General features: G+C 74.0%; 13 protein-coding genes and 1 pseudogene. 8 read left to right on the forward strand and 6 right to left on the reverse strand.

Going from position 1 to position 16416, the window contains the following annotated elements; translation table 11 throughout:
- Positions 1 to 1636: pseudogene (locus F6X68_RS20065) on the reverse strand (CHAT domain-containing protein); the annotation flags it as partial.
- Between the two features lie 187 nt (positions 1637 to 1823).
- Between F6X68_RS20065 and F6X68_RS20070 the strand changes: the two are divergent.
- Genes F6X68_RS20070 through F6X68_RS20080 form a run of 3 tightly spaced genes read left to right on the forward strand, consistent with a single transcriptional unit; the run spans position 1824 to position 4246 of the window.
- Entirely contained in the window at positions 1824 to 3134 is a 1311-nt protein-coding gene (locus tag F6X68_RS20070) for a S8/S53 family peptidase (RefSeq protein ID WP_225852317.1), read from the forward strand.
- Between the two features lie 34 nt (positions 3135 to 3168).
- Positions 3169 to 3807 (forward strand): RNA polymerase sigma factor, encoded by a 639-nt coding sequence (locus F6X68_RS20075; RefSeq protein WP_132237817.1) that lies wholly within the window; start codon positions 3169 to 3171, stop codon positions 3805 to 3807.
- Positions 3782 to 4246, forward strand: a complete 465-nt coding sequence (locus F6X68_RS20080) for a hypothetical protein (RefSeq protein ID WP_151455746.1) — start codon at positions 3782 to 3784, stop codon at positions 4244 to 4246. The genes F6X68_RS20075 and F6X68_RS20080 overlap by 26 nt, the downstream gene beginning before the upstream one ends.
- Before the next feature lie 113 nt (positions 4247 to 4359).
- Here F6X68_RS20080 and F6X68_RS20085 read toward each other — a convergent pair whose 3' ends face one another.
- From F6X68_RS20085 to F6X68_RS20095, 3 genes are all read right to left on the reverse strand, one after another.
- Positions 4360 to 5403, reverse strand: a complete 1044-nt coding sequence (locus F6X68_RS20085; RefSeq protein WP_151455736.1) for a hypothetical protein — start codon at positions 5401 to 5403, stop codon at positions 4360 to 4362.
- Positions 5404 to 5577: 174 nt separating this feature from the next.
- Positions 5578 to 6006 carry a hypothetical protein gene (locus tag F6X68_RS20090; RefSeq protein WP_151455737.1) on the reverse strand — a complete coding sequence of 143 codons (429 nt, stop codon included), beginning with the start codon at positions 6004 to 6006 and terminating at the stop codon, positions 5578 to 5580.
- Positions 5996 to 6187, reverse strand: coding sequence for a helix-turn-helix transcriptional regulator (locus F6X68_RS20095; RefSeq protein WP_121399264.1), 192 nt, complete (start codon positions 6185 to 6187; stop codon positions 5996 to 5998). Before F6X68_RS20095 ends, F6X68_RS20090 begins: the two co-directional genes overlap by 11 nt.
- A 260-nt stretch (positions 6188 to 6447) precedes the next feature.
- Between F6X68_RS20095 and F6X68_RS20100 the strand changes: the two genes are divergently transcribed.
- Positions 6448 to 7782: a hypothetical protein gene (locus F6X68_RS20100; protein ID WP_151455738.1), complete on the forward strand. Its 1335-nt coding sequence runs from the start codon at positions 6448 to 6450 to the stop codon at positions 7780 to 7782.
- A gap of 110 nt (positions 7783 to 7892) precedes the next feature.
- Positions 7893 to 8189, forward strand: a complete 297-nt coding sequence (locus F6X68_RS20105) for a hypothetical protein (protein ID WP_151455739.1) — start codon at positions 7893 to 7895, stop codon at positions 8187 to 8189.
- A gap of 128 nt (positions 8190 to 8317) precedes the next feature.
- Here the strand turns inward: F6X68_RS20105 and F6X68_RS20110 are convergent, their stop codons facing one another.
- Both F6X68_RS20110 and F6X68_RS20115 read right to left on the reverse strand, forming a co-directional pair.
- Positions 8318 to 9040 (reverse strand): VOC family protein, encoded by a 723-nt coding sequence (locus F6X68_RS20110; RefSeq protein WP_151455740.1) that lies wholly within the window; start codon positions 9038 to 9040, stop codon positions 8318 to 8320.
- Between the two features lie 168 nt (positions 9041 to 9208).
- Positions 9209 to 9610: a nuclear transport factor 2 family protein gene (locus tag F6X68_RS20115; RefSeq protein ID WP_192581466.1), complete on the reverse strand. Its 402-nt coding sequence runs from the start codon at positions 9608 to 9610 to the stop codon at positions 9209 to 9211.
- 79 nt (positions 9611 to 9689) lie between these two features.
- On the opposite strand from F6X68_RS20115, the gene F6X68_RS20120 reads away from it, so the two are divergent.
- The 3 genes from F6X68_RS20120 to F6X68_RS20130 all read left to right on the forward strand — a co-directional run.
- Positions 9690 to 10139: a MarR family winged helix-turn-helix transcriptional regulator gene (locus F6X68_RS20120; protein ID WP_151455742.1), complete on the forward strand. Its 450-nt coding sequence runs from the start codon at positions 9690 to 9692 to the stop codon at positions 10137 to 10139.
- A gap of 353 nt (positions 10140 to 10492) precedes the next feature.
- Positions 10493 to 11350: a DUF4132 domain-containing protein gene (locus F6X68_RS20125; RefSeq protein ID WP_151455743.1), complete on the forward strand. Its 858-nt coding sequence runs from the start codon at positions 10493 to 10495 to the stop codon at positions 11348 to 11350.
- A 5-nt stretch (positions 11351 to 11355) separates the two neighbouring features.
- Positions 11356 to 16416, forward strand: a 5061-nt coding sequence (locus F6X68_RS20130; protein WP_151455744.1) for a DNA-binding protein, incomplete at its 3' end; no start/stop codon positions are given.

The following is a 16416-nucleotide window of genomic DNA, read 5'->3' on the forward strand; positions in this document are numbered from 1 at the left end:
GACGCGCTGCTCGCCGGGCCCCGCCGTCCGCCCCCCGGGCCAGTTCGCGGATGCGCTGTTCGAGTCGGCCCTGGCTGCGCCGCAGCGCGTACCCGGGGTGCCCGGCGAGCAGCGCGTCCTCCAGGGCGGTGCTGACCATCCGCAGCTCGGCCAGGGCGGCGGCCAGCTCGGGGTCCTGCGGCGGCTGCACCGCGCGCATCCGCAGGGCGTTGGCCCGCCAGCGTTCCGCCCAGGCCAACACCTGGGCGGGCGTGCCGGTGCGCACGGCGATGTCCAGTCCCTCGGCGGCGAGTTCGTGCCCGTACGCCCCGCTGTGCGCGCGCAGCTCGGTGGCGCCCAGGGAGGCCCGGTGGCCGTCGAGCACCCCCAGCCCCCGGCGCAGGGCCCGGGCGGCCCCGCGCAGGTCACCGTCGAGCCGGCGCCGCAGCGCGAGCGCGTACCAGCCCTGGGCCCGGTGGGGCGCGGTGCCCCGGCGGTGCGCGCGGGCCGCCACCGCCAGCAGTTCGGCCGCCCGGGCGGGCCGGCCCATCGCCTCGGCCAGCCGGGCGGCCTCGATCCGGGTGGTCAGCGCCGGCGAGGGCCAGCCGGTGGCGTCGAGCTGCCCGGCGGTGCGCACCATGGCGGTGAGCAGGGCCGTCGACCGGGTGCCCCGGGCGAACTCGGCGCGCAGTTCGACGTGCCGGGCGAAGGCGGCCCAGATGCGGCGTCCCTGGCGGCGGAAGCGGGCCCGGGCCGAGGCGGCGGCGGTCGCGGCGGTGTCCAGGTCACCGGCGAGCAGCGCCGCCCGGGCCCGCGCCAGCAGCGCCTCGGCGAGATCCGAGGCCATGCCGCGCCGCCGCAGCTCCGTCACGGCGGACGTGGCGACCTCGACCGCCTCGTCGACCAGCGGTACGGAGAGCAGCAGTTCGAAGCGGTCCAACAGCAGCGCCGGCCGGGGCACCGACAATCGGCGGTACTCGTCGCCGACGGTGGCGAAGCTGCGCAGCGCGCCCGCGACGTCGCCGCGCTGGCCGGCGGCGATGCCGATGTTCCAGCGGGTGTCGGCGGCGGCCAGGTCGAGCCCGAGCCGGCTGAAGATGGCCGCGGAGCGGAACAGGTCGTCGTCGGTGTCCCGGCTGGTGCCCCGGTGGGCGTTGAGCAGCCCACGGTTGTTGCGCGCCCGTGCCTCCAGTAGCAGGTCGCCCTCGCGCTGGGCGATCTCCACCGCGATGCCGTAGTCCCGGACCGCCTCGTCGAACCGTCCCCGGTAGTGCAGCACGACGCCCCGCTGCATCCGGGCCCGGCCGGCGTCGGCACCGGTCAGTCGGGGCAGTGCCAGGGTCACCGCGCGGAGCGCCGCGCCGGTGCGCCCGGCGTTGGCCAGGACGTACCCGAGGCTCATCCGGGCCAGTGCCCGTGCCCGGGGCGAGTCGGTGACCCGCACCGCCCGGCGCAGGTGCCGCAGGGCGCCCGGCAGGTCGTTGAGTTCCCGCAGGGCCAGCCCGATGGCGCGTTCGGCGGTGGACCGCTCGTCGGCGTCGGGCTGCCCGGCGGCGAGGACCTGCCGGGCGATCGCGATCGCCTCGCGGGGGTAGCGCTGGACGGCGTCGAGTGCGGCCTGGGCCTGGACGGCACCGGGATCGGTGCTGTCGGCCATGCCAAGAAGAATCCCGCAGTCGCGCTCCCCGGTCAATCGCCTCGAGGCGGATCGGACATCAGTCGCCTGACCGACGATCAATTGACACTCGACTATCCTTTGAAATAATCGTCCGGTGCCTCGGAGAGCGCTTCCGTAGCTGCCCGGCCCGCCGCCGACCACGCATCTTCGACCGCCTGGAGGACCGGTGCCGTCTGACGACTCCTTCGCGTCGCGCCCGCCCGCCGGGCTGTCCCGCCGGCAGGTCATGGCCTGGTCCACCCTTGCCGCCGCGGCGGCGCCGCTCGGTCTCGTCGGGCGCGGCGCCCCGGCCGCCGCCGGCGAGTCGCCCGACGAGACCTACCAGCGGGTCTTCCTGGAGGCCCTGGCCGCCGACCCCGACCTGCGCCGCCACGCCGTCACGGGCCGGGAGTTCCTCTACCGGCCCCGGCAGTTGCTCGTGGCCCACCCCGACGTGCAGCGGGTCGTGGGTCGGCTGCGCAGCTACGGCCACCCGGTCACCGAGGGCGTCGGCTTCGGCGGGGTGGCCCGACTCCTCTTCGCCACCGAGACCGACATCCCGTCGGTGGTGACCAGGCTCCGCGACCCGAAGCAGTGGCCCGGGCAGCCGGCGCCCCTGGTCCAGCCGCACCACGCCCTGCTCGGCTTCGGCAACATCATGGGCAACCCGGGCGGTCCGCCGCGGTCCGCCGCTGCCCTGCCCGCACCGGATCCGGCGCGTGCGGGTGAGGGGGCGGGGGTGACGGTGGGGATCTGCGACACCGGCATCTGGCGGCTGGCCGGTTCCCGCCATCCGCAGTGGTTGGCCGGCAGCTACCTTCCCGAGGTCGACGACGAGGACGCCCTCTACGTCGGCGCTGACGTGCTCGCACTCCAGGGCGGCCACGGCACCTTCGTCGCCGGAGTGGTCCGGCAGGCGGCGCCGGGCGTACGTCTCGATCCCGAGGCCGCGCTGAACGCGACCGGCGTCGGCGACGAGGAGATGCTGGTCGCCGCCCTCGGTCGGCTCGGCCCGCAGGTGTCGGTCGTCAACCTCTCGTTGGGCTACTTCACCCAGGACGATCAGCCTCCGCTGCCGCTGGTCAACGCCCTGGCCGGGCTGCCCGGCAGGGCGGTGGTGGCGTCGGCGGGCAACGCCGGCACCAGCCGGCGGGCCTGGCCGGCCGCCCTGGACCGGGTCCTGGCGGTGGGCGCGGTGAGTGCCGGCGCCACCGGCCCGGTCCCGGCGCCGTACAGCAGCTACGGGTCGTGGGTGGACGCCTGTGCCCTGGGGGACCGGACCAGCACCTACGTCAGGGGTCGACTGCAACTGCCGGGCCAGCCGATCCGGTACTTCGACGGCTTCGCGGCCTGGACCGGCACCTCGTTCGCCACCGGCCACGTCGCCGGCCGGCTGGCCGCGCTGATGACCAGCGCCGGGCTCGGCGCGGAGGCGGCCCGAGCCGTGCTGGTCGCCGGTCCCCGCTGGCATCCCGACTACGGCGTGCTCGTCGCGTGAGGTCGTCGGCAGCGGCGCGCCGGGCGTCGTACCGGTGAGCGAGCGCAGCACCGTCGGGCTGGTCGCCGCCGCCTCCTGCGGTGACGAGCGGGCGTGGGGCGAGTTGGTGCGCCGCTACACCCCACTGGTGCTCTCGGTGATCCGGTCCCACGGGCTCGACCAGGTCGACGCGGCGGACGTCAACCAGACCGTCTGGCTTCGCGCGGTGGAGCACCTGGGACGGCTGCGAGAGTCGAACGCCCTGCCCGCCTGGCTGGTCACCACCACCCGACGCGAGTGTTACCGGCTGCTCCGCCTCGGCCGGCGGACCCAGCCGTTCGACCCGTACGACGACTCGGTCGACCGGCACGTCGGCGCCCATCTGCTGGTGGACCCGGTCACCCCGGACGAGGACCTGTTGCGCGCCGAGCGGCAGCAGGCGCTGCGGGAGGCGTTCGCGCAGTTGCCGCCGCGCTGCCGGGACCTGCTGGCCCTGCTGCTGGCCGATCCGCCGGTCAGCTACCGCGAGATCGGCGCGCGGTTGGGCATGCCGGTGGGTAGCGTCGGTCCGAGTCAGGCCCGGTGCCTGCACAAGCTGCGGAACTGTCCGGCACTCGCCCCTTTCCTCAGGGCGCGCCCGGGTGACGAGGGGAGCGGAGGTGACCGGGATGGAGCCGTGGCCGCCAGCCGCTGACGACGCCCTGCTGGCCGAGTTGAGGGCCGCCCTGCGGGACTCCGGCCCGGTGCCGGAGGAGTTCCTGGCCGCAGCGCACGCCGCGTTCAGCTGGCGGACCGTCGACGCCGAGTTGGCCCTCGCCGAGCTGACCTTCGACTCGGTCTGCGACCCGGAACCGGCCGGTCCCACCCGCTCCGCCGGCTCGGCCCGCACGCTGACGTTCCGCACCGGTGCGGTGGTGGTCGAGATCGAGCTGACCCCGACCGGCATCGTCGGGCAGCTCTCACCGGCCCGGGGCGGGCGGGTGGCGGCCCGGACCGCCGTCGGCCCCTACGAGGAGGTGCCGGTGGACGCGGTCGGCTACTTCTCGATGGGGGTGCCGCCCGCCGGCCCGGTCCAGTTCTGCGCCCGCACCGCCGGGTACGCGGTGGCGACCGCCTGGGTCACCCTGCGCTGAGCGGACACCGGGCGGGACCGGGCGAGGCGGCGACCGCCCGGGACACCGGCCGGACGGGTGGAACGGAGGTCGCGGGCCCCGTCCGCGACCTCCGTCCCTGCCCCTCGAGGGCGTTACTTGGCCCGCTGGACCACCGTGATGTCGTACCGCACGCCGCCGAGGTCGGCCCGTGCGGCGCCGGTGGTGTCCGGGCCGACCTGGGTCACGTTGACGGCGGTCTGTTCCCGGGTCGGCACGGCCGCCGTGAAGCTCAGCGAGAAGGCGAGCCGCTCACCGGGGTTGAGCTCCAGGTTGTCCAGGCTGGCCTGGCCGATGTCGACGATCTCGACCTGGTTGCGGCCCACCTCGCGGACACCCTTGCCGGCCTTGCCGCCCTTGGCCCAGCGCTCGAACAGGGTCGGTCCGAGGTCGGCGACGAGCCGGCCACCGGCGGCCTGGAACGGTGCCCCGGTCTGGCTGAAGACCACGCTGCTGCGGGCCGGCCGGGTCAGCGTGTTGCCGATGGCGAACGGCCGGATCTGCGCCAGGCCGCCGGCGGTCACCGCCACCGAGTCCACGTTGCGCCAGGCGATGTTGTTGTTGTTGCGGGTGTTGACGCCGATGTCCGGTCCCTCGAAGGTCATCGGGTCGTTGGCGGAGACCCAGCGGGCCAGCAGGCAGAAGTGACCCGGGCCGGGCACGTTGTCCCACGGGATGGTGACCGTGGTGACGCCCGGGTAGACCGGCACCGCCATCGCCCCGATCTGCGTCCACGCGCCCGGCCAGCCCGCCCCGCCGCCGGGCGTGGTCCGGTAGACCCAGATCGTGCCCTCCTCCATGACGCTGTCGCCGTACGGGCCGGGGTTACGCAGCTTGATGAAGATGTAGTTGCGCTGGCCGACGATCGGGTTCTGGCTGGTCGCGCACTCGATGGCGGTGTGGCAGACCTTGATGTCCGGGCTCTGCCAGAGCGGGTTCAACGCGTGCGGTTCGAGGCCCACGTCGGCGGCGGTGTCCTTCATGTACACGTCGACCGCGGCGGCGGTGGCGGGGCCGTCCGCCGGCCCGGCCAGTGGTGCGGCACCGGCCGCGGTGACGGACAACAGCGTCGCCAGTGCCGCGCCGGTGAGCAGGGCGAGCGTCGAACGGCGCGCTCTTCCTGCGAGTCTGGTAGACACATTTCCTCCCGATGATGGGGGATCGCCGTTCGCCCCGAGGTGGTGGCGTGGGCGGGTGGACACCCTTACGGAGTCCGATCGATGCGAGTAGATACATCTGGCGCTGGCGGGTGATGTCAGATGGCGTGACTTGCCGTCAAGCCGGCGAAAGCCGCAGAGCGCTCGGATGCGCGCTCAACTGCGTCGGTTGATGACCGCGAAGGCGGTCGCCCCGACCAGGACCTCCGTCAGGATCAGCAGCGCCAGCATCATCTCGACCGCGGCGCCGAGCCCGATCGCGATCCCCGCCGCACCGGTGAGCGGCAGCGCGAGCAGCCCGAGCACGGCCAGGGCGCGGGTGAGGACGGCGTCGTCCCGCTCGTCGCCCGACTGGGACCACGCCCGCTCGAAGGCCGTCGTACGGTCCGGTCGCCTGTTGAGCCGCCACGCCATCACCGCGGCACCGATCAGCCCGACCGCCGCGCCCAGGAGGAAGCCCACTCCCATGTTTCCGGGAGCGTGCTCGCGCAGCAGCAGGCCCACGGCGATCAGCAGCGCCACGATCGCCATGCCGACGCCGAGAGCCAGGGCCCTGCGCTTGTCCGTGTGTCGATCAGTCGACATGGAAGATCTCCTCGACGGTGCGGTGGAAGTGGCGCGCGATGGCGATGGCCAACGGCAGGGAGGGGTCGTAGCGGCCGTTCTCGATCGAGTTGATCGTCTGTCGCGAGACGCCCAGCGCCTGGGCCAGCTCGCGCTGGGACAGCCCGGTGGCCAGCCGGAGCGCGCAGAGGTCGTTCTTCATGAACACCCCCTGATGTCAAGTGACCTTGTCGTGACAAGCGTGCTTGACACCCTCCGGGATTGTCAAGCACGCTTGTCTCCGGCGAGGGCTCGCCGGCCCGATCGGCACCCCGGTGGCGACATGCCGGCCGGGAGCGCGGGCGACGGATCACTCACTGTCCGATGACCGACGCGCTACTGACTGCCACGGCCCTTCGGGTGCTACCTCTCTGCGGGCGTTCGGCCGACCGGGCCGGGCCGGCGAGCGAAGGAGCCCTCCACATGTTCCCGTTTCCCGACGAAGCGACCAGGAAGGCACTCGATCTCGGCCGGCGCGAGGTCTTCCAGACCTACCGGGTGCTGATGGCGTGCGAACTGCAGCGGCTGCGCCCCGTCGTCGGGGCACTGCCGGCAGGGCTGCGCCGCGAGCAGTTGACCGCCCGGCTCGACAAGGTCGCCGCCCTGGCCGTCGGGACCTGGCTGCAACAGATCTCGGAACGCGGCGCGACGATGCACCAGGCGGCCACGCTGTTCAAGGAGGTGCAGGACTCGCTCGACGGGGTCGTGCCCTCCGCCGTCGGCAACCCGTATCTCGTCGCCGCTGTGGACGAACTGAAGGCCAGGATCGTCGACGTCATGAACGACGACAAGAGCCCCACGCACGTCGCCGTCAACACCGCGTTCGCGCGTCTGTTCGGGTCCACCTCGTCGGTGGCCAAGGCGCGTTTCGCGCAGACGGTCACGGCCCTGCGGGCAGTGCTCGAGCGCACCGACGGCCGCCGGTCGGGATTCGTGTGCAACCTGTCGTTGCCCGACGGGATGGGCGCACTGGCCAGCGGTCAGGGTGACACCGCCATCATCAACGTGGGGCGCTCCGCGCTCGACGGCACGATGCACCTGTGGGAGCTCGCCGCCACGCTCGCTCACGAGGGCACGCACATCCTGGCGGACAATCCGACGGTCGACATCGTCTACCGCCACCGCAACGCCGCCTACTACCTGCAGGGCCAGATCGCCCTGCAGAACGCCGCCAACTTCGAGCAGACCGTCTGCGAGGCGTTGGGCCAGGGTGGCCCGTTCCCCACCGACGCGCAGGTGGCCGCCATGCGGGGACGCGCCGCGCCCCGGCTGGACTCGCTGCACACCGTGCTCGCGTCCCGCATCACCCGCGCGTGGGTGCGCACCTACGACTTCACCCGCCTCGACTTCACCAGGACCGACCTGCCCAAGCCGGTCGCTCTCGTGCTCACCGACCTGCCGCAGGACCGGGCGTACGCGCCGTTGATCGGGGCGTACATGGAGGCGCTGCACGCGGCCATGTTGGCGCTGATGCGGGCGGAGGGGCGGCTGGTGGTGCGGGTCGAGCCGAAGATGCTGAACCACTCGACGGTCATCAACGCGGACGGCACCATCCGGTTCACCATCAACTCCGACCTCGCCGCCCGGACGCCCGTCGCCCAGCTCCTGCACTGGATGCTCGACGAACTCGTCGCCGAGGCGAAGTGCCAGATCCCCAAGGACACGGCGCAACTGCTGGCCCTGATCCTGGGCATCGAGAAGTTCGACCGGGACAACGTGCACGACGTGCTGAACGACTTCTACGACTCCTTCCACTGAGCGGCGGCTGCCGAGCGGTGCGCCGACGTGATGCTGCCCCCCGTGGCGTCGGCGGCGTACCCATCGACCACAATCGGAGGCCGTCATCATCCACAGTCGAAGGGACGCGAGTGAAACGCCGCCTTCTGCACATCCTGACGGTCGCGACCGTCGTCTTCTCCGGTACGGCTGTGGTGGCCGCGCCGGCCTCGGCGAGCGACGCGTGGGGCATCGTCTGCAACCTCCGGGAGAACACCTGGCTGCGCGCCGCGCCGCACAGCCACGTGCTGCTCACCCTGACTGCCGGCCGCGGGTTCCGCTGGCACGGTCAGGTCTCGGCGGTCGACGACGACGCCTGGATCTACGGTCACGGCGCTGAGAACCCGTCCGTGGACGGCTGGGTCCCGGCCCGCAACACCACCTGCTGAACCGGTAGTTCCGCCGGGACGGCCGCCGACCGCTGCCGTCCCGGCGCACCGTGGCAGCCGAAAGTCGCTGACCATGCCGGTCCCCGGTCGTCCGTGCAGCCGACCCGGCGACGGGCGCCCGGGGGTGGCTAACGGGGCGTCAGCACGCAGAACTCGTTGCCGTCGGGGTCGGCCATGACCACCCAGCTGACCTCGCCCTGGCCGATGTCGATCCGGGTGGCCCCGAGGGAGAGCAGCCGGTCGACCTCCGTCTGCTGGTCGCCGTCCGCAGGCGGAGCGAGGTCGAAGTGCAGTCGTTGCTTGCCTGTCTTCGGATTCAGGGGTGGACCACCCCACGTGATCTTCGGGCCGCCGAGCGGTGAACGGATCGCGGTCTCCTGGTCCTGGTCCCAGACCAGCGGCCACCCCAGCGCCTCGCTCCAGAAGTAGCCGACCTCCTGCGAGCCGTCGCAGGCCAGCGCCCCGACGAATCCGCAGTCGGCGAGGAAGTTGTTGCCCGGCGCGATGACGCAGAACTCGTTGCCGTCGGGATCGGCGAGCACGATGTGACCCTCTTCGGGCCGTTGGCCGACGTCGATGTGCTCCGCGCCGAGTTCCAGCGCCCGGGCCACCGTCTGCCGCTGGTCTTCGAGGGATGTGCTCGTCAGGTCGAAGTGCATCGGGTTCGGGCCGACCTTCGGTCTCCCGGTCGGAAGGAAACGGATCCGGAACCCGGTGTCGTCACCGGGCAGCAGCGCGACACCGTCGTGTGGGTCGTCGGCCACGTCCCAGCCCAGGACCCCGGACCAGAACCGGGCGAGCCGCAGGGGTTGGTTCGCGTCGAAGCTGAGCGCGAACAGTTGACTCGTCATCTCCTGCGCATCTCCGATCGGCGGTGTGACCGCTGTCGACAGCACGCCTCGACGGCGCGTAGCTCGGGAGCCTAGGGGCGGGCCGCGTCGTGCGCAGCCGAGTATTCGACGGCTGCCGGGCCGCCGGCCACCTCGCCGCCGGCGGCGAGGTGGCTCCGTTCGTGGCGCCTACGAGACGTGCTGCCAGAGCGGGGAGATCCGGGCCCGCGCGAAGCGCCAGCCGGTCGGCGTACGCGTGGCGGTGTAGCGGGCCTGGACACCGGCGACCCGGTGCGGCGCCTCGCCCCGGCGGAAGAAGTACACGAGCTGATGGGTGCCGACCTCGGCGTGGTCGCCGTCGAGATCCACCACCACGTCGGTGTTGAGGTGCTGGGTCGACTCCTCCTCGGGGCTGGTCCGCCGTAGGACGTCGACGATGTCGTCGATGCCGTGCAGGGCCCCGCGCGGGCTGCTGGTCTCGGCGTCCGGGGCATAGACGCCCCGCAGGTCCTCGAAGCGCCGCTCGTCCAGTGCCTGGGCGAGCCGGGCGACGAGTTCGGCGATCTCGGTGCGGTCGGTCACGGGTGACATCTCATTCTCCATATCGTTGGTGACGCCAACGATATGGCAGATCGTTGGCGCGGCCAACGGCCTGTTAGCGTGGTCACCCGTGGAACCGACACCGGATCGTCTCGCCACGAAGGCGAGCTGGCTGATCACGCAGACCGCGGTGCACGCGCGGCGGCTCGTCGCCCAGGGGTTCGCCACCGCAGGCGCACGGGGCTACCACTATCGGGTGCTCGCGGCGTTGCAGGAGTTCGGTCCCGCGAGCCAGGCGGAGCTGGGGCGGCGCTGCCGCATGGACCGCAGCGACGTCGTCGCGGCCGTGACCGAGCTGGAGGGGGAGGGCTTCGTCGAGCGCAGCGCCGACCCGGCGGACCGCCGACGCAACATCGTCAGCAGCACCGAGGCGGGCGTGCGACAGCTGCGGCGGCTGGACCGCGCGCTCGACGACGTGCAGGACGAGTTGCTCGCCCCACTGTCGGCCGCCGAACGGCAGGCCCTGGTCGCGTTGCTCGGCAAGGTGCTCGACCACCACGGCGGCGCGCCGACATCGTGATCCGGCCTGAGCGCCACCGGGCCGCACCCACCGGCGCTCGCGCTACCGATCAGCCGACGTGTCGATGCGGACGCAGACGCCGGCCGCCGCCCGCCGGCCGCCGGCCGGCTGGTGTGACCTAGGTCATCACATCTTCTCCCGTCGGGGCCGCGACTGACCGTTCGCGGTGCGCTCGGACCGCCCGGACCTGCGGCTTCCGCGGATCGCGTCCGCTCGTCCCGCTGACCGGGCCTCGGCTGCTCGGCCGATGGGTCGCTGTCGTGTCGGTCACTACTGTTAGCGTGCCCTCGTTGTCGATCACGGCCGATTCCTCACGAAATCTGGCTGTTCTGCCACTGCGGAGGGTATTCCTGATGGCCTGGCTACCGGTGGGAGACTCGTACGAGATCTCCCTCGTGGACGGAAAGGTGGCGGCCCGGTCCACCGGCCCGCGCGCCGGTGGCCGTCCCCTGAAGACGTTGCCGAAGGCGCTGCGTGACGACCCCGAGGTGGACCGGCTGCGCCAGCTCGCCCAGTGGCTGGACCGGCACGCCGCCGAATGCCTGGCCCGGGTCGACGCCTGGGTGGTGTCCTCGCTGCCGGTGCCGACGGGGCTGCTGGCCCGGGTCTGGCCGGACCCGGCCTGGCAGGACGCGCTGCGCGACCTCGTGGTCCTCGGGGACGACCCGGCCGAGCCGGGCTTCCTGCGCGACGTCACCGACACCGGCGACCTCCGCGTGGTCAACCTCGACGGGGACACCGTCCGGCTCTCGCCGGCGACCGCCACGCTGCCGCACCCGGTGCGCCTGCCCGACCTGCCCGACCTGCGCGAGTTCGCCGACGAACTGGACGTCACCCAGCGGATCGAGCAACTGCACCGGGGCACCTGGGGCAAGCCCGACGTGCTGAAGCAGCGCGACACGGCCATCACCGACTTCCGCGGCACCACGGTCCCCAACCGGCTCGCCGCCCGGGCCGCCACGCTCGGCTTCCGGGTCTCCGGCTCGCAGGTCAGGTGCCGGATCTGGGAGGCAGGCCGCACGGTCGAGGCCGCCATGCGGTTCGACGAGGACTACTGGGACTCCGAGGCGACCCTGGGCAACCTCTCCTGGTCGGCGGTGGACGGCCCGACGTTGCGGTTGACCGAGGTCGGGCCGGTGGCCTGGTCGGAAGGAATGCGAATGGCGACGGCCCTGTCCGGTGCCGTGACCGGAACGGGGAAGAAGGCGTGACCGGGATGACGACGACCACCGGCGACGGCTCGGTCGAGAGCCTGCTGACCGCCGGCGCGGTGCTGCCGGCCGACACCGCCGGGGCCGGCGACCGGGCGGTGCCCCTCACCGCCCGCACCTACCGGCACCCGGTCCTCGGCGACCGACCGGTGGTCCGCCTGGTCGACGCCGCACTCGGCGAGGGCGAGGACATCGCCGTCGAGTTCCTCGGCCTGAAGCCGGGCGCCGAGCCGGTCGTCGTCGGGCTGGGCCCCCGCCGGCCGCTGGCGTTCCCCGAGTGGGTGCTGGTGCACCACCCGGCGGACGGCCGGCATGCGTTGGCGGTGGTGCCGGAGTTGCAGAAGCTGGCCAAGCAGGTGCGGTCGCGGCCGAAGGCCGCCCTGGACGGGCACCAGAGCATCGCCGACCGGCTCGCCCGCACGCTGCCGCACTTCCTGCCGACGTTCTTCGAGCAGGCGGCGCGGGTGTTCCTGGCCGCCGGGCAGGACGCGTACGCGACGCAGCTGTTCAACAAGGCGCGTAAGGCGGAGGCGCAGCACGGCCTGCCGGTCGACCTGAACCGGCTGGACGAGGTCTACGTGGAGTTCGCCTCGGCCAAGGTCGTGTCCGCGACCGCGTTGGCGGGCTACGCCAAGGAGCTGTCCGCCCAGTTGCCGGCAGGCGAGGCGCTGGAGCGGTTCTGCCGGCTGGCGCTGCGGGCCGCGACCGCCGGCGTGGTTCCGTCCACCCAGTCGGCCGGCGTGGTGAACCGGCTGGTCCGGGCCGCCACCAAGGCCGCCGGTAAGGCCGGCGCGGCCGCCGTCGCCGAGCGCGAGGCGGCCTACCTGACCGAGCTGCTCCGGTTGCCGGTGGCCGCCGAGGCGCCGGCCGGCTGGTGGAAGGCGCACCTGCCGGCGGTGACGGCGCTGGCCGGCCGTGACCCGGCGATCCGCGGCAGCCTGCTCGACCTGATGCCCGCCGACCGGGACGACCTGGTCACGTGGCTGGCCCTGCTGACCGACACCGGTGCGCTCGCCGGGCTGTCCGACGCGGACGTGCCGGACCCGGCCCGCCCGCAGGACGGCTCCGTCGGCTGGCTGCGCCGCTTCGTGGGCCGGGTCAACTCCGGCCACCACCGCCGTCGGCTGCCGCAGCTGTACCCGCTCGTCGAGCGGATGGCGGACCGGCTGCGCGTCGAGCTGGCCGACAGCGGCGAGACCCTCGGCGCGGACGGGGACCTGGAACTGCTCGACCTGCTGCTCGCCCTCGACCTGCCGGTGGCCGCGCCGAAGGAGCACGAGGCCCTGGACCTGGCGAACTGGGTCAAGCGCGGGGGAGAGCGCGATCTGCTCGCCGTGGCGGGCGACGACCGGTTCACCGGCGCCCTGCGCCGGGGCCTCGACCAGCTCGACGACCAGCAGGCCGCCCTGCGCCGGATGGTCGAGACGCCGGGCGTCCGGCCGATGCTGATCGACTGGCTGCGGGCCCGGATCCGCGACCGGTTCGCCGCCGGGCTGCCGTACCTGCCGGCGTCGGTGGACTGGCTGGGCCGGCTCCCGGTCGAGGCGCTGCGCCTGGTCTCCGACGAGCTCGACGGAGCGGGCGAGCCCGGCCGGGGCGGCGGCCTCGGGCAGGCCCTCGGCGTCGACCTCGCCGAGCGCGTCGCCCGCAGCCTGCGCGGCGGACTCCTCGCCGAGCTGGGCTGGCCGGACTGGGAGCTGGCCTGGCAGGAGGTCACCGGCGGCGACCGGCAGGTCGAGGTGATCCGGCAGGAGGCCTGGCCGTACGCGATCCTGGGCGGGCCGACCACGGTGCGCGTGATCGGCGCCGAGGGCATCGTGCTTCGCCACGACCTGCGCATCCCGGCCGGCGACATGTGGGGCCAGCCCGGCTACCACTACGTCGACGGCCAACTGCTGGTCTACTGGCGTTCCAAGGCGCTCAACTACGACCTGCGTGGCTACTGGCACTCGTCGCCCGGCGAACCGCAGCTCATCCAGGGCCGTCACCACGGCAGCCAGCCGCGCGGGAAGCAGATCACCCTGCCGCTGGCCGGCGGCGGCCGGACCACCGGCGACGGCGTGCTGCACGCCGGTGACACCGCTGTCCCGTCGGAGCTGCCGGTCATCACCGACGGCACCTCGCACTGGGTGTACCGGCACGGCGAGGACGACGACACCCACGGCTGGCGCGAGTACGACCCGGTCGCCAACACCCATGGCCGGCGCGGCCTGCCCGGGTTCCTGGCCGACCTCCCGGTCGACGGGAGCCGCCTCCAGGAATCGGCCAGCTGGCTGCGGCCGGCCCTGTCCGACCGGGCCACCCCGGCCGCCGTCCCCGTGGACGGGCTGCTCGGCTGGCGGGTGGTCACGCTGCCGGACGGTTCGGTACGCGGTACGGACCTGGTCGGTCGTACCGTCACCGTCGCCGCGGGCCAGGAGCCGGTCGCGGCGCTGGTGCTGCCCGGCGACGACCGGCCCCGGGCCGTGCTCAAGGGCCTCGTCCTGGTCGACCCGGACGGGGTGGTGTCGGCCGCCGCCGGACCGCCGTCCAACCGGGACTACAGCCCCGGCACGGTCCCGCTGCCGGCCCGGCAGTTTCTCGGCAACCTGCTGCCCCGCGACCCGGCCGGCTCCACCGCCCTGCGCCGGATGGACCGGGAGACCGCCGCCGCGCTGCTGAAGGTCGCCCTCGACGAGCGCCGCGCCGTCCTGGCCGAAGAGGCGGCACGGGCCGCGGCCCGCGCGGCGGCGCGGTCCGGGCTGACCGTGGCCACCCAGGCCATCACCGGCCTTCCCGTCGCCGTTCCCGCGTCCACGGTCGGCGCCGGCTCCGGCCCCGCCACCACCGCCGTCGAGGACGACACGGACGCGCTGGTGGAGCTGGTCCGCTCGACGGTGCCGGCGCTCAGTCACGACGCCCTGCTGGCCGGGGTGGTCGGGGCGCTGCGGCTGGCCGCCCGGGTACGCACCGACCTGGAGGCGGTGACGGAGCGGCTCACCAGGTCGCTGTCCGCCCCGGTCGCGGTGGTGCCGACGGCCACCGTGACCGGACCCACCGACCGGCAGCTCAGCGAGGCGCTGGACGGCCTGCGCGGCTCGACCCACGGGGCGGGCACCGCGACCGGCGTCTTCACCCAGTTCCAGGCGTTCACCATCCGGCGCTCCGCCACGGGCGGAAACGGCTCCGCCACGGGCGGAAACGGCTCCGCCACGGGCGGGAACGGCTCCGCCGTGCGGCTGCACCTCGACGGGCCGTCGCTGCCGTCCACGCCGGACTGGTGGTCCCTGCTCGGGGGCGTCGCCGCGGTCGCCTACCGGGCCGTCGCGGCGGTCACCCCGGACGAGCACCGGGAGACGCTGCGGGCCCTGCTCACGGAGCTGGACGGGCTCGACCTGAGCACGGCGGCGGAGCCGGGGCGGTGGCGCCGGTGCAGGCTGCACCTGCTCGACGACGAGCTGAAGAACCCGGACGGCTCGCGCCGCTACCCCAGGCCCGGCATCCTGCCGTTGCCCGACGGGGCGTTCGTCGCCGTCCTCAACTCCAGCGGTACGGCCACCGGCTACTTCTTCGACGCGCTGCACCACGATCCGGCCGGTGTGTTCGCCGTGCCCGAGCCGTACACGGTGCACTCCTCGGAGCCGGTCGGTGACGGCCGGCCGGCCGGCTGGCTGGCCGGGTTCCTCGCCGAGTCGGCCGCGCGCGGCCCGCTGCCCTGGCGGCCGGAGGCGGCCGAACAGTTCGCCGAGCTGACCGGCGTCACCCCCACCGCCGCGAAGCTGGTGCTGGCCGGCCTGCCGTACGCGGACTCGGCGAACACGATGCCGGCCGAGCTGCGCAAGGCGCTCGGGATCAGGCAGGTCGGGGAGGTCAAGCTGGCGTTCGGGGTGCTGCGGGAGGCCCGGGCGACGCTGCGGCGGGCCGTGGTCTCGGCGCTGCTGCCCGAGGAACCGGCCCGGCTGTGGACCGAGGGCCCGGACGTGGCCGCCGCCGCGGCGGTGTGGAACGCCGCCCTGGGGCGCCGGGTGGTGGTGCCCGAACACCTGCTCGCCGAGGCGACGCGCGCGGTCCGCACCGGCTGGGCACCGGCGAAGGCGTTGCCGGCGCTGCTCGACCCGGCCCGTTCGGCCGAGCTGAGCACCGACCTGGCCTTCGAGGTCAGGGGCGACCGGGCCCGGCCGGTCGACGCAAAGGCGGCGGGCTTCACCGGTCACGTGCTGCGCTCCACGGTCGCTTTGGCGGCCTGGGTCGCCCACCACACGCCGGCCGGGGACGCGTGCCGGGCCGCGCTGCCCGGCGCGCTGGCCGCGATCCGGAACCGGCTGGCCAGCCCCGGCCTGCTGCTCGACCTCGACCAGTACGTGTCCCTGCCCGCGTTCCGGCAGGTGGCGGGCACCCCGTCGGAGACCGGCCCCGGCTGGGAACGGTACGGCGCCATCGTCCTGTCCACCTACGACAGCCAGCCGTCACCCGCGCTGCGGCCGGACCTGCTCGACGCCGACGGGACGGACCCGTACCTGCCGGCGCTGCGCGGGGACGCCGCGAAGCCGTACCCGGTCGAGGTGGCGCTGCGCCTCGTCCGTGACCCACTCTTCGTGGCGCTGCTCGGCGATCCGGGGGAGCCGGCCGGCGGTGCGCGGGCGGTGGACGGCACCTGGTGGCCGCAGGACCCGACCCGGTCGGTGCCGGACCTGGTCGCCGAGGTGGCCGGGGCGCACGGCCTGGGCGCCGACGCGGCGGCGGTGTACCTGATGCTGCTGGCCATGCCGGACCCGACCGACCGCAACACGGCGAAGTGGACCGGCTGGAAGCCGGCGCGGCTGAAGGCGGCCCGCGCCGAACTGGCCGGCACCGACCTGGTCGTCGAGGCCAGCCGGTCCCGGGCCGGCCGGTCGCTGTTCCTGCCCGGCCCGTGGCTGGAGCGCGGCAGCGGGCAGGCACCGATCGAGGGCTGGAAGGCCGCCCTGTTCGACCTCGCACCCGACGGCACGGCCGCGCTCGGCGTGACGGTGCCGTTCGCACCGGCCGCCGAGCTCCACCGGCGCGCCTGGCAACGCCTGCGCGACGGTGACCGGCCCCACTTCGAC

The organism is Micromonospora sp. AMSO12t (assembly GCF_008806585.1).
Classification (GTDB): Bacteria; Actinomycetota; Actinomycetes; order Mycobacteriales; family Micromonosporaceae; genus Micromonospora; species Micromonospora reichwaldensis.

Bases quoted from the DNA above. Each gene is read 5' to 3' on its own strand.
- F6X68_RS20090 (WP_151455737.1), bottom strand. From the start codon at position 6,006: ATGTCGACTGATCGACACACGGACAAGCGCAGGGCCCTGGCTCTCGGC.
- F6X68_RS20100 (WP_151455738.1), top strand. From the start codon at position 6,448: ATGTTCCCGTTTCCCGACGAAGCGACCAGGAAGGCACTCGATCTCGGC.
- F6X68_RS20080 (WP_151455746.1), top strand. From the start codon at position 3,782: ATGGAGCCGTGGCCGCCAGCCGCTGACGACGCCCTGCTGGCCGAGTTG.
- F6X68_RS20095 (WP_121399264.1), bottom strand. From the start codon at position 6,187: ATGAAGAACGACCTCTGCGCGCTCCGGCTGGCCACCGGGCTGTCCCAG.
- F6X68_RS20110 (WP_151455740.1), bottom strand. From the start codon at position 9,040: ATGACGAGTCAACTGTTCGCGCTCAGCTTCGACGCGAACCAACCCCTG.
- F6X68_RS20125 (WP_151455743.1), top strand. From the start codon at position 10,493: ATGGCCTGGCTACCGGTGGGAGACTCGTACGAGATCTCCCTCGTGGAC.
- F6X68_RS20115 (WP_192581466.1), bottom strand. From the start codon at position 9,610: ATGTCACCCGTGACCGACCGCACCGAGATCGCCGAACTCGTCGCCCGG.